17 protein-coding genes are annotated in these 20,485 nt (G+C 70.2%); 10 read left to right on the top strand and 7 right to left on the bottom strand.

What is annotated here, in order from left to right; all coding sequences use genetic code 11:
- Window positions 1-33: 33 nt before the first annotated feature.
- Window positions 34-2,295 carry an MMPL family transporter gene (locus tag ABZ939_RS12740; protein WP_361852581.1) on the bottom strand — a complete coding sequence of 754 codons (2,262 nt, stop codon included), beginning with the start codon at window positions 2,293-2,295 and terminating at the stop codon, window positions 34-36.
- Between the two features lie 175 nt (window positions 2,296-2,470).
- Here ABZ939_RS12740 and ABZ939_RS12735 point away from each other — a divergent pair, with 175 nt between their 5' ends.
- From ABZ939_RS12735 to ABZ939_RS12715, 5 genes are all read left to right on the top strand, one after another.
- Window positions 2,471-3,643 carry a histidine kinase gene (locus tag ABZ939_RS12735; protein WP_361852579.1) on the top strand — a complete coding sequence of 391 codons (1,173 nt, stop codon included), beginning with the start codon at window positions 2,471-2,473 and terminating at the stop codon, window positions 3,641-3,643.
- Window positions 3,618-4,280: a response regulator transcription factor gene (locus tag ABZ939_RS12730; protein ID WP_147977719.1), complete on the top strand. Its 663-nt coding sequence runs from the start codon at window positions 3,618-3,620 to the stop codon at window positions 4,278-4,280. The genes ABZ939_RS12735 and ABZ939_RS12730 overlap by 26 nt, the downstream gene beginning before the upstream one ends.
- Window positions 4,281-5,479: 1,199 nt before the next feature.
- Entirely contained in the window at window positions 5,480-5,656 is a 177-nt protein-coding gene (locus tag ABZ939_RS12725) for a hypothetical protein (RefSeq protein ID WP_361852576.1), read from the top strand.
- Between the two features lie 371 nt (window positions 5,657-6,027).
- Window positions 6,028-6,417, top strand: coding sequence for a DUF4262 domain-containing protein (locus tag ABZ939_RS12720; RefSeq protein WP_361852573.1), 390 nt, complete (start codon window positions 6,028-6,030; stop codon window positions 6,415-6,417).
- A gap of 866 nt (window positions 6,418-7,283) precedes the next feature.
- Window positions 7,284-7,766 carry a VTT domain-containing protein gene (locus tag ABZ939_RS12715; protein ID WP_361852570.1) on the top strand — a complete coding sequence of 161 codons (483 nt, stop codon included), beginning with the start codon at window positions 7,284-7,286 and terminating at the stop codon, window positions 7,764-7,766.
- 165 nt (window positions 7,767-7,931) lie between these two features.
- Here ABZ939_RS12715 and ABZ939_RS12710 read toward each other — a convergent pair whose 3' ends face one another.
- The 6 genes from ABZ939_RS12710 to ABZ939_RS12685 all read right to left on the bottom strand — a co-directional run bounded on the left by ABZ939_RS12710 (window position 7,932) and on the right by ABZ939_RS12685 (window position 14,385).
- Window positions 7,932-8,357: a hypothetical protein gene (locus ABZ939_RS12710; protein WP_361852567.1), complete on the bottom strand. Its 426-nt coding sequence runs from the start codon at window positions 8,355-8,357 to the stop codon at window positions 7,932-7,934.
- Window positions 8,358-8,469: 112 nt separating this feature from the next.
- Window positions 8,470-9,879: an MATE family efflux transporter gene (locus ABZ939_RS12705; RefSeq protein ID WP_361852564.1), complete on the bottom strand. Its 1,410-nt coding sequence runs from the start codon at window positions 9,877-9,879 to the stop codon at window positions 8,470-8,472.
- 4 nt (window positions 9,880-9,883) lie between these two features.
- Window positions 9,884-10,912 carry a cysteine synthase family protein gene (locus tag ABZ939_RS12700; protein ID WP_361852561.1) on the bottom strand — a complete coding sequence of 343 codons (1,029 nt, stop codon included), beginning with the start codon at window positions 10,910-10,912 and terminating at the stop codon, window positions 9,884-9,886.
- A 59-nt stretch (window positions 10,913-10,971) separates the two neighbouring features.
- Window positions 10,972-12,342, bottom strand: coding sequence for a Y4yA family PLP-dependent enzyme (locus ABZ939_RS12695; protein ID WP_361852558.1), 1,371 nt, complete (start codon window positions 12,340-12,342; stop codon window positions 10,972-10,974).
- The gene (locus ABZ939_RS12690) at window positions 12,333-13,358 is read right to left on the bottom strand and encodes an ornithine cyclodeaminase family protein (protein WP_361852555.1); all 1,026 of its coding nucleotides are present in this window, start codon (window positions 13,356-13,358) and stop codon (window positions 12,333-12,335) included. The genes ABZ939_RS12695 and ABZ939_RS12690 overlap by 10 nt, the downstream gene beginning before the upstream one ends.
- Window positions 13,359-13,389: 31 nt before the next feature.
- The gene (locus ABZ939_RS12685) at window positions 13,390-14,385 is read right to left on the bottom strand and encodes a TauD/TfdA family dioxygenase (RefSeq protein ID WP_361852553.1); all 996 of its coding nucleotides are present in this window, start codon (window positions 14,383-14,385) and stop codon (window positions 13,390-13,392) included.
- A 310-nt stretch (window positions 14,386-14,695) separates the two neighbouring features.
- Between ABZ939_RS12685 and ABZ939_RS12680 the strand changes: the two genes are divergently transcribed.
- The 5 genes from ABZ939_RS12680 to ABZ939_RS12660 all read left to right on the top strand — a co-directional run bounded on the left by ABZ939_RS12680 (window position 14,696) and on the right by ABZ939_RS12660 (window position 20,485).
- Window positions 14,696-16,255, top strand: a complete 1,560-nt coding sequence (locus ABZ939_RS12680) for an ABC transporter substrate-binding protein (RefSeq protein ID WP_361852550.1) — start codon at window positions 14,696-14,698, stop codon at window positions 16,253-16,255.
- On the top strand, window positions 16,243-17,256 hold the full coding sequence (locus ABZ939_RS12675; protein WP_361852548.1) for an ABC transporter permease: 1,014 nt from the start codon (window positions 16,243-16,245) through the stop codon (window positions 17,254-17,256). The genes ABZ939_RS12680 and ABZ939_RS12675 overlap by 13 nt, the downstream gene beginning before the upstream one ends.
- The gene (locus ABZ939_RS12670) at window positions 17,253-18,122 is read left to right on the top strand and encodes an ABC transporter permease (protein ID WP_361852546.1); all 870 of its coding nucleotides are present in this window, start codon (window positions 17,253-17,255) and stop codon (window positions 18,120-18,122) included. The genes ABZ939_RS12675 and ABZ939_RS12670 overlap by 4 nt, the downstream gene beginning before the upstream one ends.
- Window positions 18,119-19,621 carry an ATP-binding cassette domain-containing protein gene (locus ABZ939_RS12665; RefSeq protein ID WP_361852544.1) on the top strand — a complete coding sequence of 501 codons (1,503 nt, stop codon included), beginning with the start codon at window positions 18,119-18,121 and terminating at the stop codon, window positions 19,619-19,621. Before ABZ939_RS12670 ends, ABZ939_RS12665 begins: the two co-directional genes overlap by 4 nt.
- A gap of 186 nt (window positions 19,622-19,807) precedes the next feature.
- On the top strand, window positions 19,808-20,485 hold the full coding sequence (locus tag ABZ939_RS12660) for a response regulator transcription factor (RefSeq protein WP_361852541.1): 678 nt from the start codon (window positions 19,808-19,810) through the stop codon (window positions 20,483-20,485).

Genomic DNA, 20,485 nt, shown 5'->3' with positions numbered 1-20,485 from the left:
GGTGCCGGACGCCAAGGGCGGGCAGGAGTTGAGTCAACGGTCGACCAGCCGTGGACGCGGGGTCTCACCCGTGGATTCCGCGTCGGTGTCGTCGGTGCCGACCGGGCCGCGGGGAAGCATCCGGTCCAGCCACTTCGGCAGCCACCAGTTGGTCCGGCCGAGGAGTGTCATGGTCGCCGGTACCAGCACCATGCGTACGACCGTGGCGTCGATGAAGATCGCGGTGGCCAGGCCGAGCCCGAACATCTTGGCGGAGGGGTCGTCGGCGACGGCGAAGGACAGGAAGACCGCCACCATGATGAGGGCGGCCGAGGTGATGATCCGGGCGGTGCCCGAGATGCCTTCAACGATCGCCGTGCCGTTGTCGCCGGTGCGCAGGTACTCCTCGCGTACGCGGGAGAGGAGGAACACCTCGTAGTCCATCGACAGGCCGAACAGGATGGCGAAGAGGAACATCGGGATGAACGACACGATCGGAACCGTCGCTTCCAGCCCGATGAGTGCGCCTCCCCAGCCCCACTGGAAGACCGCGACCATGATGCCGTAGGCCGCGCCGATGCTCAGCAGGTTCAGCAGCACCGCCTTGAGCGGTACGACGACCGAACGGAAGACCAGCATCAGCAGCAGGAACGACATCGCCAGCACGGCGGCGACGAACACCGGCAGACGTTCGCTGGTGCGTCGGCCCACGTCCGACAGGCTCGCGGCGGCGCCGCCGACGTGTGCCCTGGCCGGGCCGTGCCCGATCGCCGTGGGCAGCACCTCGCTGCGCAGCCGGGCGATGGTGTCGGCCGTGGCCTTGTCCTGAGGGCCGGTGGTCGGGAACACCACGAGGGTCGCGATGCCGGTGGCCCGATCGACGTGCGTCGGCGCGACGGATGCGATACCCGGATCCGCCGCGACCTTGGCGACGAGACGGTCCAGCACTCCCGGAACACCGGCGGGGTCCGCGGCGATGACGAGGGGACCGTTGGTGCCCGGGCCGAACCCCTCGGCGACGAGGTCGTACGCGCGGCGCTCGGTACGGCTCTGAGGCAGTGAGCCGTCGTCGGGCAGGCCGACGCGCAGGCCGAGCAGGGGCAGCGTCGCCGTCAGCAGCAGCCCCGCCGCGCCGACCGCGTACGGTACCGGGTGCCGGCTGACGTGGCCGATCCAGCGCCGCCACCCGGCGGCGGGGACGGCGTCCGGCGCCGCGCCCCGCCGTCGGCCGAGCCGCCGGGCCCGAAGAGCCCGGCCGATCCGACCGGCCCGGCCCAGACGCGGGCCGGCCGCGCCGAGGAAGGCCGGCAGCAGCGTCACCGACGCGAGCACCATGATCAGGACGACGATCGAGACGGCGAACCCGCCCACCGTCATGAACGGCACGTTCGCGACCGCCAGGCCGAGGATCGACACGATGACGGTGCCGCCGGCGAAGACCACCGGCCGCCCCGCCGTGGCCACCGCTCGTCCGGCCGCCTCGTGCGGATCGAGCCCGCGCGCGAGGTACTCCCGGTGCCTGGCGAGCACGAACAACGCGTAGTCGATGCCCACTCCGAGCCCGACCATGCTGCCCAGGACCGGTGCGAAGGTGGGGACGTCCGTCACCCCCGCCAGTACCGTCATCGTGGCGACCCCGACGGTCAGTCCGAAGACCGCCATGCCGATCGGCAGCGCGGCGGCGACGAGCGAACCGAACGCCAGGAACAGGATCGCAGCCGCGGCGAGGAGGCCGATCAACTCGCTCACGCCGCCGTTGGGGTCGGAGAAGGCGTAGAAGAGGTTCCCGCCCATCTCGATGCGCAGGGGCAGTTCGGCGCGCAGCCGGTCGCCGAGATCGACGAGGGCGTCGAGGTCTTCGGCCGACAGCCGGCTCTGGTCGGGGTACTGCACCCGGACGACCGCGATCCGCCCGTCGGCCGAGACGAGGCCGCCGCGCACGGCGGTGTCCCCGCCCGCGTCGAGTGCCCCCGCCGGGTCGCTCGTGCCGAGCACGTGCGGCAGCCGCTTCACCTCGGTCTGCAGCCGCGTGAGAGCGGTGCGCGCGCCGTCGTCGTCGAAGAACGTCGCACCGTCGTCGAGGGGGGTGACGACCACTTGGGCGGTCATCCCCTCCTGGCCGGTGCCGGCCCGCTCGATCAGTTCCGCGGCCCGCTGGGAGTCCAGTCCCGGAGCGGTCATCGAATCCGCATTCCGCCCGCCGAAGGCGACGGCGGCGAGGACGGCGAGCGTGGCGGCGATCAGCCATGCCGCGATCACCCGCCAGGGATGGCGGGCGGCGCTTGCGCCCAGGCGCAACAGGGCTTTCGAGAGCATCGGGTCCTCCAACCACCTCGTCGGCCGTCCTTGTACGGCCGCCGATGTCGAGGCTCGTCGCCACGGCGCTCCGCGGCATCGGCCCGCGGGCCGCGGATCCGTCGGCCCCGGGGCGGAGTGACGACCCGTCCTTTCGGCCGATGCGCGGCACGGCGCGGTGCCTAGGCTGAGAACCGTGCTACGAGACGACCTGCGAACCCTGTGGACCGAACCCCGGCCGCCCGACGCGCCCGCCCGGGTGTGGCGGGACTGGGCGCTGCTCGCCGTGGGCCTGGGCGGTGTGGTGCTGGAGGCCACCCTGCGCGAGAACGTCGTGTGGCGGCCGGTGGCGGTGGTGTTCGCCGTATGGCTGTGCCTGCTGCCCCTGTGGCGCCGGACCCGCCCGCTGGCGATGGTGACGCTGGCGTTCGGCTCGGTGATCCTGCTTCAGGTGGCTTCGCTCGTCGCCGCACCGCGCGAGCCCGTCGGCCTGTACACCGGCGCGGTCGTGCTCGTGCTGGTGTACGCGCTGCCCCGGTGGGGATCGGGACGGGAGATCGTGCTGGGCGGCGCGGTGATCCTCGCGGCCGGCGCGCTGTGTTCCGTCACGGACGAGACCCCGGTCCTCGAAAATGTCGTGGGCTTCGTCTTCCTGCTGCTGCCCGGCGTGGTCGGAGCTGCCGTGCGGTTCCGGGTGACCGCTCGCGAGCGGCAGGTGGAGCAGGTGCGCTCCCGCGAGCGCGAACAGCTCGCCCGGGAACTGCACGACACGGTGGCCCACCACGTGTCGGCCATGGTGATCATCGCCCAGGCGGGCCGTGTGCTCGCGGGCATCGATCCGTCCGCCGCCGTCGAGGCGCTGGAGGGGGTCGAGGAGGAAGGGGCGCGCACGCTGGAGGAAATGCGCGCCATGGTCGCCGCGCTGCGCGACCGCGGGGTCGGCGCCGAGCTGGCGCCCCCTGCCGGAGTCGCGGATCTGGAGCGCCTGGTGCGCACCCCGGGTGGCCGCCTCAGGGTCGACCTGGGGCTCGACGGCGAGCTGGACGCGCTGCCCCCGGCCGTGGACGCGGCCGTCTACCGCATCGTGCAGGAGTCGGTGACCAACGCGCTGCGCCATGCGGTCGACGCGACCGAGGTCGTCGTCCGGGTCGCCGCGGAACGGCACATGGTGCGGGTGAGCGTGCGCGACAACGGCCGGCGCACCGGCCGGGGTCGCGACGGATACGGACTTACCGGACTGCGCGAGCGCGCTACCCTGCTCGGCGGCACACTACGAGCCGGCCCGGGTACCGACCGGGGCTGGCATGTCGAAGCCGAACTGCCGAGAGCGAGGAGCGAGAGCGGTGTCCATTCGCGTCCTCGTCGCTGACGACCAGACGATCATCCGCACCGGGTTGCGGATCATGCTGAACGCCCAGCCCGGCATCGAGGTGGTCGGCGAGGCCGCCGACGGGCGGGAAGCGGTACGTCTGGCCCGCGAACTACGCCCCGACGTCTGCCTGTTCGACATCCGCATGCCCGTACTCGACGGGCTCGAGGCCACCCGACTGGTCGCCGGCCCGGGCGTCGCCGACCCGCTGGCCGTGGTCGTCATCACCACGTTCGACCTCGACGAGTACGTCTACGGCTCACTGCGTGCCGGCGCCCGCGGATTCCTCCTCAAGGACACGGGACCGGACCTTCTGGCGCAAGCCGTACGGTCGGCGTCCGACGGTGAGGCGCTCATCGCGCCCAGCGTCACCGTCCGTCTGCTCCAGGCATTCGCGGACCTGCCCGCCGGCCGGCCCGCGGCCCAGCCGGTCTCCCCCGTCACCGCCCGCGAGGAGCAGGTGCTCCTCGCCGTCGCTCGCGGGCTGACGAACACCGAGATCGCCGATGCACTGCACATCAGCCTCAGCACGGTGAAGACGCATCTGGCCAGCCTGATGGCCAAACTCGGCGCCCGCAACCGGGTCGAGATCGCGATGTGGGCCTACGAAACGCGCCGTATCCTCCCCGGAACCTGAGCCGGGTGCCGGGCCATGTCCCATGAGTCCCCGCCCGGACATCAGTGCACCGGTCGGTTCACGTCGGCTCCACGTGCCTCACCCGCCCCAGAGCGTGACGTGCCAGGAGGCCGGAACTGGGACGGTGAGACACCCGATACGACAAGACTCCCGACAGCGACCTCGCCAGTCTCCACCTGCACGCCTCGGTGATCTGGATCAAAGACCTCACCAGGACCACCCGATGATCACGACTCGATACGCGCCCTAGCGAGCCCACTTTGTCGAGCAGAACCTCCTCTATCTCGTGATCGTGGCAGTTCTCATCGGGGGTCGTCTTCCATCTGAGCTCAATCCTGAGACGCCTGTCGGGAGTCGAAGACCGGCCGGGTCCCGAACCGAGCGAGTAGCCGTGCCCCGACAGCACCTTGGCGAAGCCTGTGAGGACCCCGCCCTCCAGCTCCCGGCTGTCCGAGTGCGACGCTGACCGCCGGCACGGCACCATCGTTGACGCACCGAGGAGGGATGGATGGCTGGCATACGGGTGACGGTCTGCCTGCCGGCCGAGGCCGCAAACGACATCGAGCGTGCGCTCGACGAGGCCCTCGCCCCTTTCTAACTCGACACGGATGACAACCCCGTCGACCGCGGCATGTGGGATTCGCGCACAATTCACGGCAGCAGCGACGGCAGCGGGTTCGCGATCGCCTCCGGCCATGAGAGCGACCCAAGGCTCATCCACGACGACCCCCAGTACGACGGCACGCCCTGTCCCAGTGCCCCGGGAGTCTGCGCCGGAGGACCGCGTGCCCTGCTCGACTTCTCACAGCCGCTCGCCGCATCTGAGCGCGCGGTCGCAGCCTCCTGGGATCTGTGGCACTGCCTGTCCGCCGAACATCCTCCAGCCCTACCGCTCGCGGATTTCGTGGATCGCTGGTGGAACGACCCCGCCGCGTTCCCGGACGACCGCTGGGGCGACGACATGTTCGCCGCCTATCGCGAGCAGCCGCTGATCCATGCCTACCTCGGCCACCCCCTCAGCCTCGGCATGGGCACCCTGAGATTCCCAGACCCCGCAGAGCACCCCGTCATCAACTACGACGGCGACCGGCACGCCTACATCCGCGAGTTCACCCGGCCGTACCCGTGTCATCAACTACGACGGCGACCGGCACGCCTACATCCGCGAGTTCACCCGGCCGTACCCGCCGGACACGGACGTGCTCACCCTCGACGGCTGGTGGCTGAACGGAGGCAGCAACGCCCTCCACGCCACCTGCGACCCGGCCCACTGCCCCCACGAACCTCCGGGGCCCACCGAATGGCCGGGTAGTGAGGTGTACCTCGCATCCCTGCCCGGCGACACGATCCTGGTCCGGCTGCGCTGCCACGGCTGACCTCGGCCGCCCACGACTCACGACCACACGCGCTCGAAGGCCCGGCGCTGTCGAAACCCGAGCCCGTGAATATTCCGGCGAGCCCACAGCGACCAACCGCCTCACGATTCGGTGTAGAAGTGCTGCTCCTTCTCGGTTCTGGCACAGATCTTGCGGAGTCGTCGGGGAGGTGACGATGCCGTTCGATTGAGAGGGTGGTCACGAACCCCGGCTGCCCGACTCAAACGCTCACCTCGTAGCCTCCGCACATGACTGATGATCGGTTCCAGTGCCGCTGCGTGCTCTGCCATGACTACGGCGACCGGGACGAAGCGGACCGCGTGGATCTGACGATCATCGAGAATGTGTAGCAGCACGGCTGGCACGTGGCCATGGTTCCCGAGGACGAGATCGGTCCTAGATTCGCCTACACGATCGGCCTCACACACACTCACGGCGCACCCGAGCTCGCCATGTTCGGGCTCGATATCCACGTCATGCACCGCATGCTCAACAAGCTCGGAGCAAAGTCCGCCGCAGGTGCTGTACTGGCTGCCGGCCAGAAGCATCCTGACGTTGTCGACGGCCACCAGGTCGTGCTCAGGCAGATCGATCTCCGCTGGTACCGGACCTTCTTCGGGCAGGCCATCGGGTTCTACCGACGGCCTCCTTTCCCCATGCTGCAAGTTGCGTGGCCCGATGTAGATGACCGCTTTCACTGGGAAGAGCAGGCCGAGGAGAGGCACCGGGAGTCAGCCTCAGTTGTGGCTGCCACCGGGTGAGCACCCTGTCGGGATCTGGACGACGGAACTCTGACGTCGAGATCTCGGAGCAGGTGGAGCGCGAAGCCGGTGAGACCGGGTAGCCGGCCGGCGGCGACTGCATCGATCCAGGTGGGGAGTGGGGAGCCGAGGCGTCTGCGAGTATCTCGCCAAAGCCGCGGACGTGTCCGGCGGCCTTGTCCAGTTCGGGGCAACGGGCCAGGACCTCCCGCAGGCTGGCGCGTTCGCCCTCGCTCAGCGCGGTGGGGTGCCGGGTGAGCCAGCCGGTCACCCGCCGCACCGTCGGCGGCCACGGCGGTGCGGCGGACGGAGCCCCGCGCGGGGTGGCGATGCGCGCGGACCATGGCGTAAGTGACGGAAGCGTGCAGTGACTGGCTCCGCTACCCACCTCCGGCGGGAGCTCCTCCTGTCCGCTGCTTCGCAGGCCAACCATCGCACTCAGGGGGGCGACTGGCGTGCTCGAGGGCCGACTATCCCGCTCCGTAACTGTGACCGAGCACGCCAGTCGGCCCGGCTCGAAGAGTTCGATGCTCAGAAGTCGCTCCCCCGGGGGCGAGGGGGCGCTCAGCCACAGCGAGGCCCCTGCCGTACCGGCAGGGGCCTACGCCATTGGTGAGCCGACCAGATTCGCTGCCTCCGCCTGTCGTTCCCCCGGTAGCCCCGCACCTCCGCATGCGCGTTCGGTTAGCTAACCTTGCCTGGCATGCGGGCGGGCAGGTTCGGGTTCCGGTGCCGCAGGTGGCAACCCATAGGACGGAACGGGCAGAGGCAGGCGCAGGTGAGAGACGGTGACCGGGCTTGCGCCCGCTGGGGCGGGACGCCCACGCGTGTTCCGGGTTCCGGCCCCGGGCTCGGAACGAGGCGTCGTGGATAAGATCGCGCTCACGGCGGGAGCCCTGTATGTCATCGTCCTGCTCCGCGCCGGAGGGACGTTCGCGGTCGGGTGGCTCGCCGGTGCCGGTGCCCGACGCAGCCGGTTCGCCGAGCGGATCTCCTCGGCGAAGTTCCGACGTGCCGAGCGGGCAATCCAGCGGTGGGGCGCGCCGGTGGTGGCCGTCTCCTTCCTGACCGTTGGTTTCCAGACCGCCGCCAACTTCCTCGCGGGCAGCATGCGCATGCCGTTGCCGCGCTACCTTCCCGCCCTGTTCCTGGGCGGAGCGGCCTGGGCGCTGATCTACGCGACCGCTGGGCTCGGCGTGCTCGAAGTGCTGGGAAGGCTCTTCGCCGAGCGGACGGCCCTAGGGGTGGCCGCCGTGGCCGTCCTCCTCCTCGCGGTGTGCGGGGTGGTGGCGTACCGCAGAAGAAGGGCGGCCCTGTCCCCCGGTGACACCGTGGCCGAGGACTTGTGAGCCCATCTCGCAAGGGCGGGCGCCGCGGCTGCTGACGGCCCGTAGCACCGAGAAGTCTGACTGCAAGTGGCCCCCAACTCTCGTACGGCTCGGAAACCAGCAGCGCGGCGCCGCTTCCGGTCCGATGGACGGGGCGGCTGATTGGCTGCGTCCGTTCGGCAGTCGCTAACGGGCGTTGTGGCCGGTCGCGGGAGCCTGGGTCCCGTCTATGTAGACCAAGCAGTCGGATCGCAGGAGCAGGCGAAGGCCGAAGCCGTTGATCTGTCCTCGCGGTGCAACGTGATGGGCGTCGGCCAACGCCGTGGCCGAAGTGATGGCGACATCGAAGGCGGGGTCCTTTCGCCAGCTGGGGAGGAGGGATTCCGATATGCCGGCTGCGGCTGCGCATCCTGCGGGGCCGAGGCCCATGGCTGCTGCGTGGAGGGCGTTGGCGCGCCGCAGGTTGGTCTCGGCGGTCAGGTCCTGATGTCCATGGATCGCTCTGGTCAGAGTCTGGTCAAGGTCGTCCGAGGCGGTGAGCTGGACGATCACGCGCTCTGCCCAGGCTTGACGCTCGTCCTCTTCTTCTGGTGCCGGGTTCTTCAACGCCACTGCCTCTCGCCGGGCTTCGCCGTCTCCGAACTCATTGTGCAGGTGGGGCCGGCCTGCGGGCAGGCCGGCCCCAGGGAGTGGATCACTGGCTGGGTGAGAACGGCAAACCTGGTTACGCGACGATGGCGGCGGAATGCGCCTTCTCGTGCCGCGTCAGGGACTGGGAGTAGCGACGCAGGAGAAGGGCGGCAGTGGTGGCGAGTCCGGTGAGGAGGCCGAGCCAGATTCCGAGGGTGTCCAGGTCAAGGGCGTAGGCGAGGAGCCAGGAGGCGGGAAGGCCGACGGCCCAGTAGCCGATGAGGGTGATGCGGAAGCCGCTCGTGGTGTCGTCGAGGCCGCGCAGGAGTCCGACGCCGATGTTCTGGGCGCAGTCGAAGAACTGGAGGAAGGCGGTGACGATCAGGAGGTGGGTGGCGATGGTCACGGCCTGGTCGGAGCCGGAGTCGAGGAAGGGCGCGAGGACCAGTTTCGGGATCGTCAGGTAGAGCAGTCCGACGACGGCCATGACGGCGGCGGCGCAGGCGAGGGCGGTGTTCTTGAGGCGGCGGGCGTCGTCGTGGTTGCCGAGGGCGAGTTCGCGGCTGACGTTGATGGAGGCTGCGTGGGAGAGTCCGACGGCGACCTGGAAGACGATGTAGACGAGCTGGTTGACGGCCGTGTGCGCGGCGAGGGCGTCGGGGCCGAAGGAGCCCGCCATCAGGGCGGTGACGGAGAAGAAGCCGGCTTCGGAGCCGTACGTGGCGGCGATCGGTACGCCGAGTCCGACGAGTCGCTTGACGGTGGCCGCGTCGGCCTTGGTGATGTCCAGGGTGAGGAGCGGTGCCAGCTCCTTGTCCTTCTTCGCGGAGAAGTAGAGGGCGAGGAAGGACAGCAGGTAGACGCTGGACGTGGCGACGCCGACGCCGGTGAGACCGAGGCGGGGCAGGCCGAAGGTGCCGTGGATGAGGACCCAGTTGAGGCCGGCGTTGACCGCGACGGACGCGATGGTGATCTGGAGCAGTGCTTGGGGGCGGCGCATGCCGACGGTGAACTGGCGGATGGCCTGGAACCAGAGGCAGGGCAGCAGGCCGGGGGCCAGCGCAAGGAGCATGGTCTGGGTCAGTTCGACGACGTCGGCGTCCTGGCCGAGCCAGGTGAGGGCCTGGCCGATGAGGATCATCAGGAGGGCCCCGGCGATGCCGGCGAGGGTGGCGACGGCCAGGCTGGCGCGGACGATGCCGCGGACTTCTTCGCCGGCTGTCTCTCCTCCGGGACCGTCGTTGCCGTCTTCGGCGGCCCGTTCCGCGCGGGCGGCCGCGGCGGCTATCTGGTTGCCGACGGAGGTGACGAGGCCTACGCCCATGGTGCGGAGCTGGTTGAAGATGACGATGGCCAGGCCGCCGGCGGCAAGCTCCGTGGTGCCGAGGAAACCCATCATCACCGTGTCTGTGGTGGTCAGAGCCACCTGTGCGAGCTGGGTGAGAATCAAGGGCACCGCCAGGACCCCGAGGGCGCGGCTGTCGCGGAGGAGAGTGGTCAGCATGGGTCTATCGGTTCCCGCGGAGTTTGGTGAGTAGCTCGTCGATTTCCCGCTCGGCCTCGGGGTTGAGGAGATCGCGGTCCTGCATCCAGTCGTCGTTGAAGACGGTGTCCATGTACTTTTCCCCGCCGTCGTTGACGAGGGCGACCATAGTCGTGCCCGGGGGGAGGGTGGGCAGCCGGGTCAGGGCCTCGTAGACGACTCCGCCGGCGGAGCCTCCGATGAGGAGCCCGGTGCGGGCGACGGCCCGGCAGGTGGCGAAGGCTTCGACGTCGCCGACCTTGACGCCTTCGTCGATGAGGTCGAAGTCGACAAGGGCGCCGATCTCGGCGCCTTCGGGCGTGCCGGTGCCGGACTGGTAGTAGTCGTGGGCGGGGCCGCCGAAGGCGATGGAGCCCTTGGGCTCGACGCCTATGACTGTGAAGCCGGACATGAGCTTGGTCAGTTCGCGGCTCGTGCCGCAGAGGGCGCCGCCGGTGCCCACCGCGCCGATGAGTACGTCGATCTTGCCGTCGAGTGCCTCGTGGAGTTCGTGCGCGACGGGGAAGTAACCGACGCCGTTGGCAGGGTTGTTGTGCTGCTCGGTGAAGATGGTGTTGTCCTGGCCGCGGGCCATGTCCTCGGCGAGTTCCTCGCGGGCGGCGGTGGCGAGTTCCTCGGTGCCGTCGTCGACGACGTAGACGAGTTCGGTACCGAGTGCCTTCATCCCGCGGAGCTTGTCGACGCAGGCGTGGTTGTCGACGACGGCGGTGAAGGTGTAGCCCCGTTCGGCGGCGACGACGGCGAGGCCCAGGCCCGTGTTGCCCGAGGTCGATTCGATGATCCGGCCGCCGGGGCGCAGCTCGCCGGCCTCCTCGGCGGCGTCGATCATGGCCCTGGCCATACGGATCTTCGCGGTGCCGGTGGGGTTGAACATCTCCAGCTTCAGCAGCAGGCGGCTGCCGGTCTCGGTGGAGGCGAGTTCGAGCAGGGGGGTGTAGCCGATGAGATCGGATACGCGGGAGACCACGGCGGGGCGCTGAAGGGCTCCGGGCATCGGTAACTCCAGAAGGTTGTGGGAGGTGGCAGGCAGCGGGTGTGTGCGGGCTCTGTGCGTCAGGTGAAGTGGCGGTCCAGGCGCCAGCGCGGGCGCGGACGGTCGGTGTGGTCGATGACGACCTTGGGCGGCAGGGCCAGGTCGTGGAAGGGGGACTCGTTGGAGTCCATCTGGTAGCCGGCCGTGTTCGGGTAGACGAGCAGGTCACCGGTGCGGGGGCGGTGAGGGAAGGGGATCTTCCGCCAGGTGAGCATGTCCGATTCCAGGCAGGTCGCCGCCCCGACGCTCGCCGGGAACGTACCCGTCTCACCGTCGGCGTCCTGGGAGACGAGGATCGGGTCGGGCAGGTACTCGCTGTTGAACCACTGCTCGGACAGGCTCAGGCTCGTCCCGTCCACGGTCAGGATCTGGTATCCGTCGCGGTCCTTGACCCCTTGGATCCGGAAGACCGTGGCGCCGGCCTGGTGGAGCAGGGCCCTGCCGGGTTCCAGGAGCAGGGTGACGCCCGCGTCCTTGAGGACCGAGGACAGAGGCAGTTCGTGGCCTTCGGGTCGGGTGGCCAGGAGTCCGGCCAGGGCGTCGGAGCCGGAGGCTGGGGAGTAGTACGGGTAGAAGTCTCCGGTGTGGAACGTCTTGCCTGCGTGGTAGTGGCCGCTGTTCTGCTCGGCGAGGAAGGTGTGCCAGCTGTCGGCGTCGGTGTAACTGATGGGCAGGCCGCCGCCGATGCTGATGCGCGAGGCCTCCAGCCCGTGGACCCGCGCCTTGAGGCACAACTCGACCAGACGGGCGGCGAGGTCGGCCCGTGGCTGGAGGGCGTATCCCGAGAGGTGGAAGCTGAACCCCTCCATCCGGACCGCGTCACCGGCCTGGACGCACCGTTCCATCGCGGTGGCCTGCTCCGCCTCGTCGAGCCCGAAACGGCTGTGCGGCTGGGCGGGCGGCAGGACACGCAACAGGACCCGGGCGGACCGGATGCGGCCGGTCAGGGCGATGGTGACAAGGGCGTCGAGTTCGTCGAGGGCGTCCACGGCGATCAGTGCCCCGTGCTGGACGGCCAGATGGAGCAGGGCCGGGTCCTTGGCCGGGCCGGTGACGACGAGGTGCTCGCCCCGTACCCCGTGGCCGAGGGCCTCACGCAGCTCGGCCGCGGATGCGACGTCCACACCGGCCCCACCCGCGGCTGCGCGTTCGACGAAGAGTGCGGCCTTGTTGGCCTTCTTCGCGAAGTACACGAAGCCGTCGACTCCGGCCGCGGCGAGCGCGTCCTGCATGGCGCGCAGGTTGGTGTCGAACGCGTCGGGCAGCACGAAGTGGAAGGGGCCGCCGAACGCGTAGGCCAGCTCTGGAAGAAGGCCGCCGGCCAGAACCTGCTCGGTGGCGGCGTCGGGCAGCACCGGCAGGGTGGGCAGGGGACGGGTGCTCACTGCCACAGCGCGACCTCGGTGCCCAGGCCCTGCGCGAGGGCGAGCTGGGCGAAGCGGTGGCCGAGAGCGATGTCGGTGACGACCAGGCCGCTGTTGTAGGCGAAGATCCGCTCGGCGGCATCGGTGCGTCCGGTGCTCTCGCCCGCGAGGACGGGCGGGAACTCGGAGTCGACGGCCGGGAGTTTACCCTCGGCGTCGGCCATGTCCGTGCCGGTCACGTTCATCTGCGCCTCGCTGGTGGCGATGACGCGGTCCGCCTGATGCAGGGTGGAGGGCGCCAGCCCATGGCCGACCAGGATCGACAGCGCGCCGGGCTTCAGCCAGGAGGCCTCCACCGCGGCCTGGGTGTGGCCGCCTGCGGTGGCGACGATGACGTCGGCGTCCGCGGCGGCGGCCCGCAGGTCGGTGACGATCTCGAGGTCCCGGTCCGGGAAGTACGTGCGCAACTGCTCGCGGACGGCGGCGATGCCCTCGGGGTGGGACCCGGACAGCATCAGCCGGTCCAGGTCCGGCAGAGTGGTGAGCAGGAACGGCAGCGCGAGCCGCCCCTGGGTGCCCGTACCGATGACCAGGGCGCTGCGGGCGCCGGGGGCAGCGAGTTCGCGGGCCAGCAGCGCGGAGACGGCAGGGGTGCGCAGGGAGCCGATGCGGGAGCAGTCCATCATCGCGACGGGCAGGCCGGTGACGTCGTCGTAGATCGTCAGCGCCGTGTAGTAGTGCTGTTCCTCGCGGCCCTTGTCGAGTCCGTGCTTGTAGGAGGTCTTGATGGCGACGACGTTGCGGGAGCCGTCGCGGCCGAGCATCGCGTAGGAGACCGAGTGGCCGTCCTGCGGCTTGACGGTCAGCTTCCGGGGGTTGTCGGACTGGCCGGCCTGGAGGGTGCGGTAGGCGCCTTCCACGGTGGCCACCACGTCGGCCAGGGATATGTCGATCCCGGCGAGGTCGGTGGTGGACAGGATGCGCAGGTGCTTGTCGTCGCCGGATATGGCGGCGTTGGCGTGGGCGGCCGAGGTGTCGGTCATGGTGGTCTTCCTCCGGGTGCGGGGCGGGTGGTCAGCTCGCGTGTGCTTCGAGGGCGCTCTGGCCGTAGCCGTGCTCGTTCGCTTCGGCCTCGGGGCGGGTGCCGCGGTCGGGTACACGGACGGAGGCGCGCTTGAGCCAGCGGTCGGTGCCGTCGTAGCGGGCCTGGAAGGGGACCCTGCCGTGGACGACGAGGTCGTTGTCGACGACCAGGATCTCGCCCGGGTTGAGGCTGACCGCGACCGAGACCCGGGCCAGTTCGTCGGAGAGGCGTCCGTAGGCGGAGCGGTAGGCCTCGTCGGCGTCGTCCAGCGGGGTGTACGCGGGGTCGAAGCGCAGCGTCAAGCCGTCGTCGCCGGCGAACAAGGTCGGCACCGCGGGCGGGGCCTCGTCGGTGTAGCCCTGGGCCTCCTCGTACGCGTCGTCGGGGAGGATCGGCAGGGTCGGGCGGAGGAGGAGGTCGACGTCGGCGTCGGCGAGTTGGGTCTTGCGGATGCTGGCGGCGGTGGTGGCGATGTTGTCGTGGTTGCGCATGCAGCCGAGCATCAGCAGGTGCGCGCGGCCGGGGTGGAAGGCGTCCTCGGTGTGCGGACTGAGAAGCACCGTGCTGCTGGCGCCGGTCTGTTCGGTCTCGTGGCCGGGGGAAGGGACGATGTTGTGTACGAAGCGCCCGTTCTGCTGGCCTTCCCAGGCGATGGGGTTGCCCATCACGGTGGCTAAAAGAAGGAGGGCGATGTCGTAGACGGCGCCGCTGTCACCGGCGGTGGCCCAGCTGGACGGCGTGGAGCCGATGGCCTCGTCGTCGACGTCGAGGCCACGCAGGACGAACAGGCCGTCGGCGGTGTCGACGGGGCGGCAGTGCAGGCGCAAGGTCTCGCTGAAGTCCCCGGCGACATCGGCAACGCGCGTCAGGAGTTGGGGACTTGTGGCAGAGGTACCGAACTCGGCGAGGATTTTCTCCGCGGCCTGGAGGAGTTCACCCACGGTCTGGGCGTCGAGCTCGCGGACGGGTGCAGCTGCCGTGCTCATGGCGAAGAGATCCGTTTCGTCGGATGGCAGGGGAATCCCGGTTCTGGGGTACGGTCTCCCGCGGCCGGGCGGGCCGGAGTGCGTAACTGGCGAGATGTGACGGGTAGTTGACGTCCTGTCATGTCTGCGGAACCGGCGAGCGACCGAACCGTAACATCAAACTTAGGTAAGGCAAACCTTACTCGCCGGTCATGTGGGGATGAGATTCGGACATGCGCCCTACCGTGGGCGACGGCTTGCGGTAATGGTTGTCATTAGGGTAGGCAACCCTAAGCACTATCCCCGTTGCTTCAGTGGATCGAGGACGTAAGTGAACTTCAACAGGCGCCAAGTGCTGTGGGCCGGCGGAGCGATAGGCACGGCAGCCCTGCTCGCCGCTTGCTCCTCGGGAAGCGGCGACACTGCTGCTGACAAGACGACCGCAGGCGACACCAAGCCCAAGAGTGGTGGGACGCTGCGCATCGGGGCCCTGGGACGTGCCGGCGCCATCACCCGCGACCCCCACGGCACCCAGGCCAATGAGAGTGACTACCTGGTCATCGCGCTCGTCTTCGACACCCTGGCCATGCCCGGCGCCACGTCCAACACCGTGCCCCGCCTGGCTGCTTCCTGGGAGCCCTCGGCCAACCTGAAGACCTGGAAGTTCAAGATCGCCAAGGGTGCGGCCTTCCACGACGGAACCCCGGTCACCGCGGAGGACGTCGTCTGGTCGCTCCGTCGACTGCGCAACACCCCGTCAGGCGCCTCCCGTCTGCCGGGAGTCAAGAGCGCGGAGAGCATCAAGGCGGAGGGCGCGGACACCGTCGTCATCGTGTCGGACTACGCCAACGCCGACTTCCCCCTCCTGACGCGGCTCACCACCTTCGTCATGAAGAAGGACACTCCCGACAAGGCCCTCGACAAGGCCCCCGGCACCGGCCCGTTCAAGCTCGACTGGTACCGGAACGGCAACGCGCGCCTGGTCAGGAACGACAAGTGGTACGGCGGCACCGTGCACCTCGACGCCATCGAGGTCACCATGTTCGAGACCCCGCAGGCCATGGCGAACGCCCTGCTCGCCGGGCAGATCGACGTCGCTTCCAACGTCGGCGCCGTCGCGGCACGCACTGCCGAGGCCCGCAAGGACATCCAAGTCCTGCGCCGTCCCAATGACATGGCGATGCCCATCGTCATGCGCGCCGCAGCCGGCAGCCCCTTCGCCGACGCGCGCGTGCGCGAGGCGATGCGGCTGGTCGTCGACCGCGAGGCGATGGTCAAGCAGGTCCTCTCCGGCTACGGGACCGTCGCCAACGACATCCTGGGCACCGGTGACCCCGCCTTCGCCAAGGACATCCCCCAGCGTAAGCGGGACCTGGAGAAGGCCAAGAAGCTGCTCGCCGAAGCCAAGTTCGACCTCTCGAAGACCTACTCCCTGGTGACCACCGAGGACATCTCCGGGCTGGCCGAGTCCGCGACCCTCTTCGCCAACCAGGCCCGCGAGGCCGGCATCAAGGTCGAGGTGGTCAAGCAGGAGTCCGGCGCCTTCTGGGACAAGACCTGGAAGACCGGCGACTTCTACACCACCTACTGGGGGACCAACGACTCGGTCGTCTTCTTCGCCTCCAAGACCATGGCCAGCGAGGCCGGCCAGAACGAGGCAGGCTGGGCCGACCCCGGCTTCGACGCCGCCTACCGCAAGGCCATCGCCACCGCGGACGAGAAGGAGCGCACCGCTGCCCTCAAGGAGCTCCAGCAGATCGAGTACGAGCGGTCCGGCTACCTGCTGTGGGGTATGGCCGACGGCATCGACCTCGCTGCCGCCAAGGTCAAGGGCCTGCCCACACTGCCCGGTTACGGCCGTGTCCAGCTCGAGAACGCGTGGCTGAGTTGAGCCCCACGGCTCAGCAGCCCGCGGTGGCCTCCCCCGTCACGACGGGGGCGGCCACCGCGCCGCGCCGCATCGTCCTGCGCCTGGCGGCCGCCGTGGCCCGCCGGGCTGTCATGCTCGTCATCCTGCTCGCCGCTGTATTCGCCGCCGTCGAACTGCTCCCCGGAGACGCCGCGAGCGCCAGCTCGGAACGCGGCGACAGCGCCGCCGACGTCGAGGCCCGCCGCCACCTGCTCGGCCTCGACCGGCCGGTCTGGGAACGCTTCGCCGACTGGATGTCGGCCCTGCCCACCGGCGACCTCGGCACCAGCGCCCGCGGACAGAAGGTCACTGACCTGCTCGCCGACCCCCTCCCCAACACCCTCATCCTCGGCGGCACGGCCTTCGTGCTGACCGTCATCGCCTCTCTCGTGCTGGGGTGCTGGGCCGCAACCCGACCGGGCCACCTCATCGACCGGATCATCGGTCACACCTCCACCGCGGCGTTCGCGATACCCGAGTTCGTCGTTTCGGTGGCCCTGTTGCTGGTGCTGTCCCTGTGGACCGGCTGGCTGCCTGCCGTCACCCTCACCAGTGCCGACGGCTCCCTCGCCGACTGGACGATGCTGGTCATGCCGGTCATCGCCTTGGTCATCCCGCAGACCGGATGGAACACCCGCATCGTCCGCGGCGCGCTCACCGACCAGGCCCGCACCCCGCACGTCGAAGCCGCCCACCTCGACGGACTGCCCGTCCACCACGTCGTACTCCGCCACGCGCTGCCCGGCGCGATGCCCGCCATCGCCACCGGCATCGCCACCTCGACCGGCATGCTGCTCGGCGGCGCGGTCGTCGTGGAGACAATCTTCAACTACCCAGGAATCGGCTCCGTCCTGGCCTCCGCCGTCAGCAGCCGCGACACACCCCTGATCGCCGGAGTCGTCGCCTGCGCCGGAGCCGCCATCAGCGTCGTCCTCCTGGCCGCCGACCTGCTGCGCGCCCGCATCCTGGGAGGACGCCCATGAGCGCCGCCAAGACAGCCACCCCCGTCACCGTCCCGGTCGGCCGCACCCGATCCGCCCGCACCAGGGCCCGGACCCTGCGCCGCGTGGCACCCGGGCTGCTCCTCGTCGTCCTGGCCCTGACCGGCCCGTGGCTCGCCACCCACCCCCTCGACACCCCCGTCACCGCGCCCTACGCCGCCGCCGGCGACGGAGCGTTGCTGGGAGGGGATCAACTCGGACGTGATGTGCTGAGCAGACTGCTCCACGGCGGCACCGCCCTGATCGCGGGAGCCCTCCTGATTGCCGTCGTGGTCACGGGAATCGCCACCGTGCTCGGCTGTCTCGCCGTCCTGCGCCCTCGGCTGGGCCGGACGATCGAGCGCACTGCCGACGTCCTCATCCTGCTGCCGCCAGTCCTCGGGATCATGCTCATCGCCCTGGCCTGGCCGGGCGGCGGGCGCTGGGCCGTCATCGCTGCGGCCATCGTCCTCGGTACCCCCTACGCGGTCCGCATCGTGGCCTCCGCGGCGGCGCCCATGGCCTCCGCCGGCTACGTCGAGGCCGCCATCGCGCGGGGCGAGCGCCCCTCCTACATCGCGCTGCGGGAACTGCTGCCCAACCTGCGTGCCACGGTTCTCGCCCTGTTCGGACTGCGGTTCGTGGAGGCTGTGTACGTCATTTCCATGGCCGGCTTCCTCCAGATCGGCCCGCAACCCCCGGCCGCCGACTGGGCCCTGATGATCAGGGAGAACGCGCCCGGCATCCTCCTCAACCCCTGGGGCGTCCTCGCCCCGAGTCTGGCCATCGCCATCCTCGCCATCAGCTTCAACCTGGCCTCCTCCTCTCTCGCCTCCCGCTCCGCACCCAAGGCGGTGACCACCTCGTGAGCGACACCGCACGCGCAACGGCCACCCGGTCCACTCCGGCCGCCGGCGCACCAGTGGCCTCCGCCACCGGTCTCGAAATTCGCATCCCCGCAGGGCCGATCCTGCTCCGCCCGACCTCCTTGACCGTCCGGCCCGGACAGATCACGGCCCTGACCGGACCCTCCGGCTCCGGCAAGACCACACTGCTCCGCGCACTCATCGGACACCTCCCCGACGGGGCGGCCGTCACCGCCGGCACCCTGGACGTCCTGGGCCACCGACCGGACGCCCTCGAGCCTGAGGAACTGCGCCAACTGCGCCGCACCCGCATCGCCTACGTCGGCCAGGACCCCGGTTCCGCCCTCAACCCCCGCATGAAGATCCGGCGCATCGTTGCCGAGACCGCCGCCGACCCGAGTGACGAGGCCGTACTCGGCCTGCTGCGCGAATGCCGCCTCCCCGTCGACGACGGCCTGCCCGACCGCCGCCCCACCGCGATATCCGGCGGCCAGCAACGCCGCGTCGCCCTCGCCCGGGCCCTCGCCCGAACCCCCGAGATCCTGCTCCTCGACGAACCCACCGCCGGCCTCGACCCCGCCCTGCGCGACGAGATCGCCGAGCTCCTGCGGGACCTGGCCGCCACCCGCGGCCTGGCCGTCGTCATGGCTTGCCACGACCCCGAACTCGTCAAGGCCTGCGCCGACCACGTCGTACACCTCACCGCGCCCGAACTGGCGCACGTGCCGTCACAGGGGGCTGCCGGACCCGGCGCCCGGCCCACGGCGTCGACCGTCAAGGCGGACGGTGAAGGGCTGGGTGCGAAGGGCGTCAGTGTCACCTTCGCCCACCGGGCGGGCCACCACCAGGCTCTCGACAGGGTGGACTTCAACGCCGCCCCCGGCTCCGCCACCGGAATCGTCGGCCCTTCCGGCTCGGGCAAGACCACCCTGCTCCGCGTGCTGGCCGGACTCCAGCCGGCGGACTCGGGCACGCTCGCTCTCGACGGCGACCCGCTGTCGTTCATGGCCCGCAAGCGCCTGCGTGAGCATCAACGGCGGATCCAACTCGTGCCGCAGAACCCGTTGGACGCGCTGAATCCGTCCCGCACCGTCGGCGCCGCACTGGCCCGCCCGCTGCGCCTGCACAGCGCGATTCCGCGACAGCGCGTCGCGGGGCAGATCGCCGAGCTGCTCCGCCAGGTCGAACTCCCGGCCGACTTCGCCGATCGCTACCCGAGCGAACTCTCCGGCGGCCAGCGGCAGCGCGTCTCCATCGCCCGAGCCCTCGCCACCGACCCCGACTTCCTCCTCTGCGACGAAATCACCTCGGCGCTCGACCCGGAGACCGCGGCCACCGTCATGGACCTCTTGGCCCGCCTGCGCGTGGAACGCGCCATGACCATCGTCATGGTCTCCCACGAACTGCGCCTGGTCGCCGCCTACACCGACACGGTGTACCTCCTGGACACCGGCAGACTCACCGCCTGCGGTCCTACCGCGGACCTCGTGACCAACGCCTGACCTTCTCGAGCAGCAGGCCGATGTCGCGGAAGGACCCGTGCGGCGCAGGGAGCCGGCCGCAGGCTGATCGGCGGAGCGGCCGGAGCATTCCGCGCCCGCCGAGTCCAGGGAGCGATCCTGGCGCCAGGCGTGGGACAGCCCGGGGCGTTCAGCCCATTTTCAGCCGACAGGGACCACAATCGAGGTATGCGGGTTCTGGTCGTCGACGACGAGAAGCGCTTCTGCGACGGGCTGCGCAGCGGCCTGGAGGCCGAGGGCTTCGCGGTCGACGTGGCGTACGACGGCACCGACGGCCTGTGGCGGGCGCGGGAGAACCCGTACGACGCCATCGTGCTGGACATCATGCTGCCCGGCCTGAACGGATACCGGGTCTGCGCGGCGCTGCGCGCCGAGGGCAACTGGACGCCGATCCTCATGCTCACCGCCAAGGAGGGCGAGTGGGACGAGGTGGAGGGCCTGGACACCGGCGCGGACGACTACCTCACCAAGCCCTTCTCGTACGCCGTGCTCCTCGCCCGGCTGCGGGCGCTGCTGCGCCGCGAACCGCGCGAGCGGCCCCCCGCGCTCACCGCGGGGGATCTGCGGTTGGACCCGGCGGCCAAGGAGGTCGCGCGGGGCGGGGTACGGGTCGAGCTCACCGCCCGCGAGCTGGCCCTGCTCGAGTACCTGCTGCGACGGCGCGGCGAGACGGTGTCCAAGCGGGAGATCCTGGCGCATGTGTGGGACGACGACTTCGAAGGCGACCCGAACATCGTCGAGGTGTACGTCGGCCACCTGCGCAACAAGCTCGACCGGCCCTTCGGGCGGGCGTCGATCGAGACAGTACGGGGCTTCGGCTACCGGCTGGCCGGCGACGGCGGGTGA

This window comes from Streptomyces sp. NPDC046712, assembly GCF_040645695.1.
Classification (GTDB): Bacteria; Actinomycetota; Actinomycetes; order Streptomycetales; family Streptomycetaceae; genus Streptomyces.
Note: the sequence above shows the minus strand (reverse complement) of the source record. Positions and strands in the feature narration are given on the sequence as shown.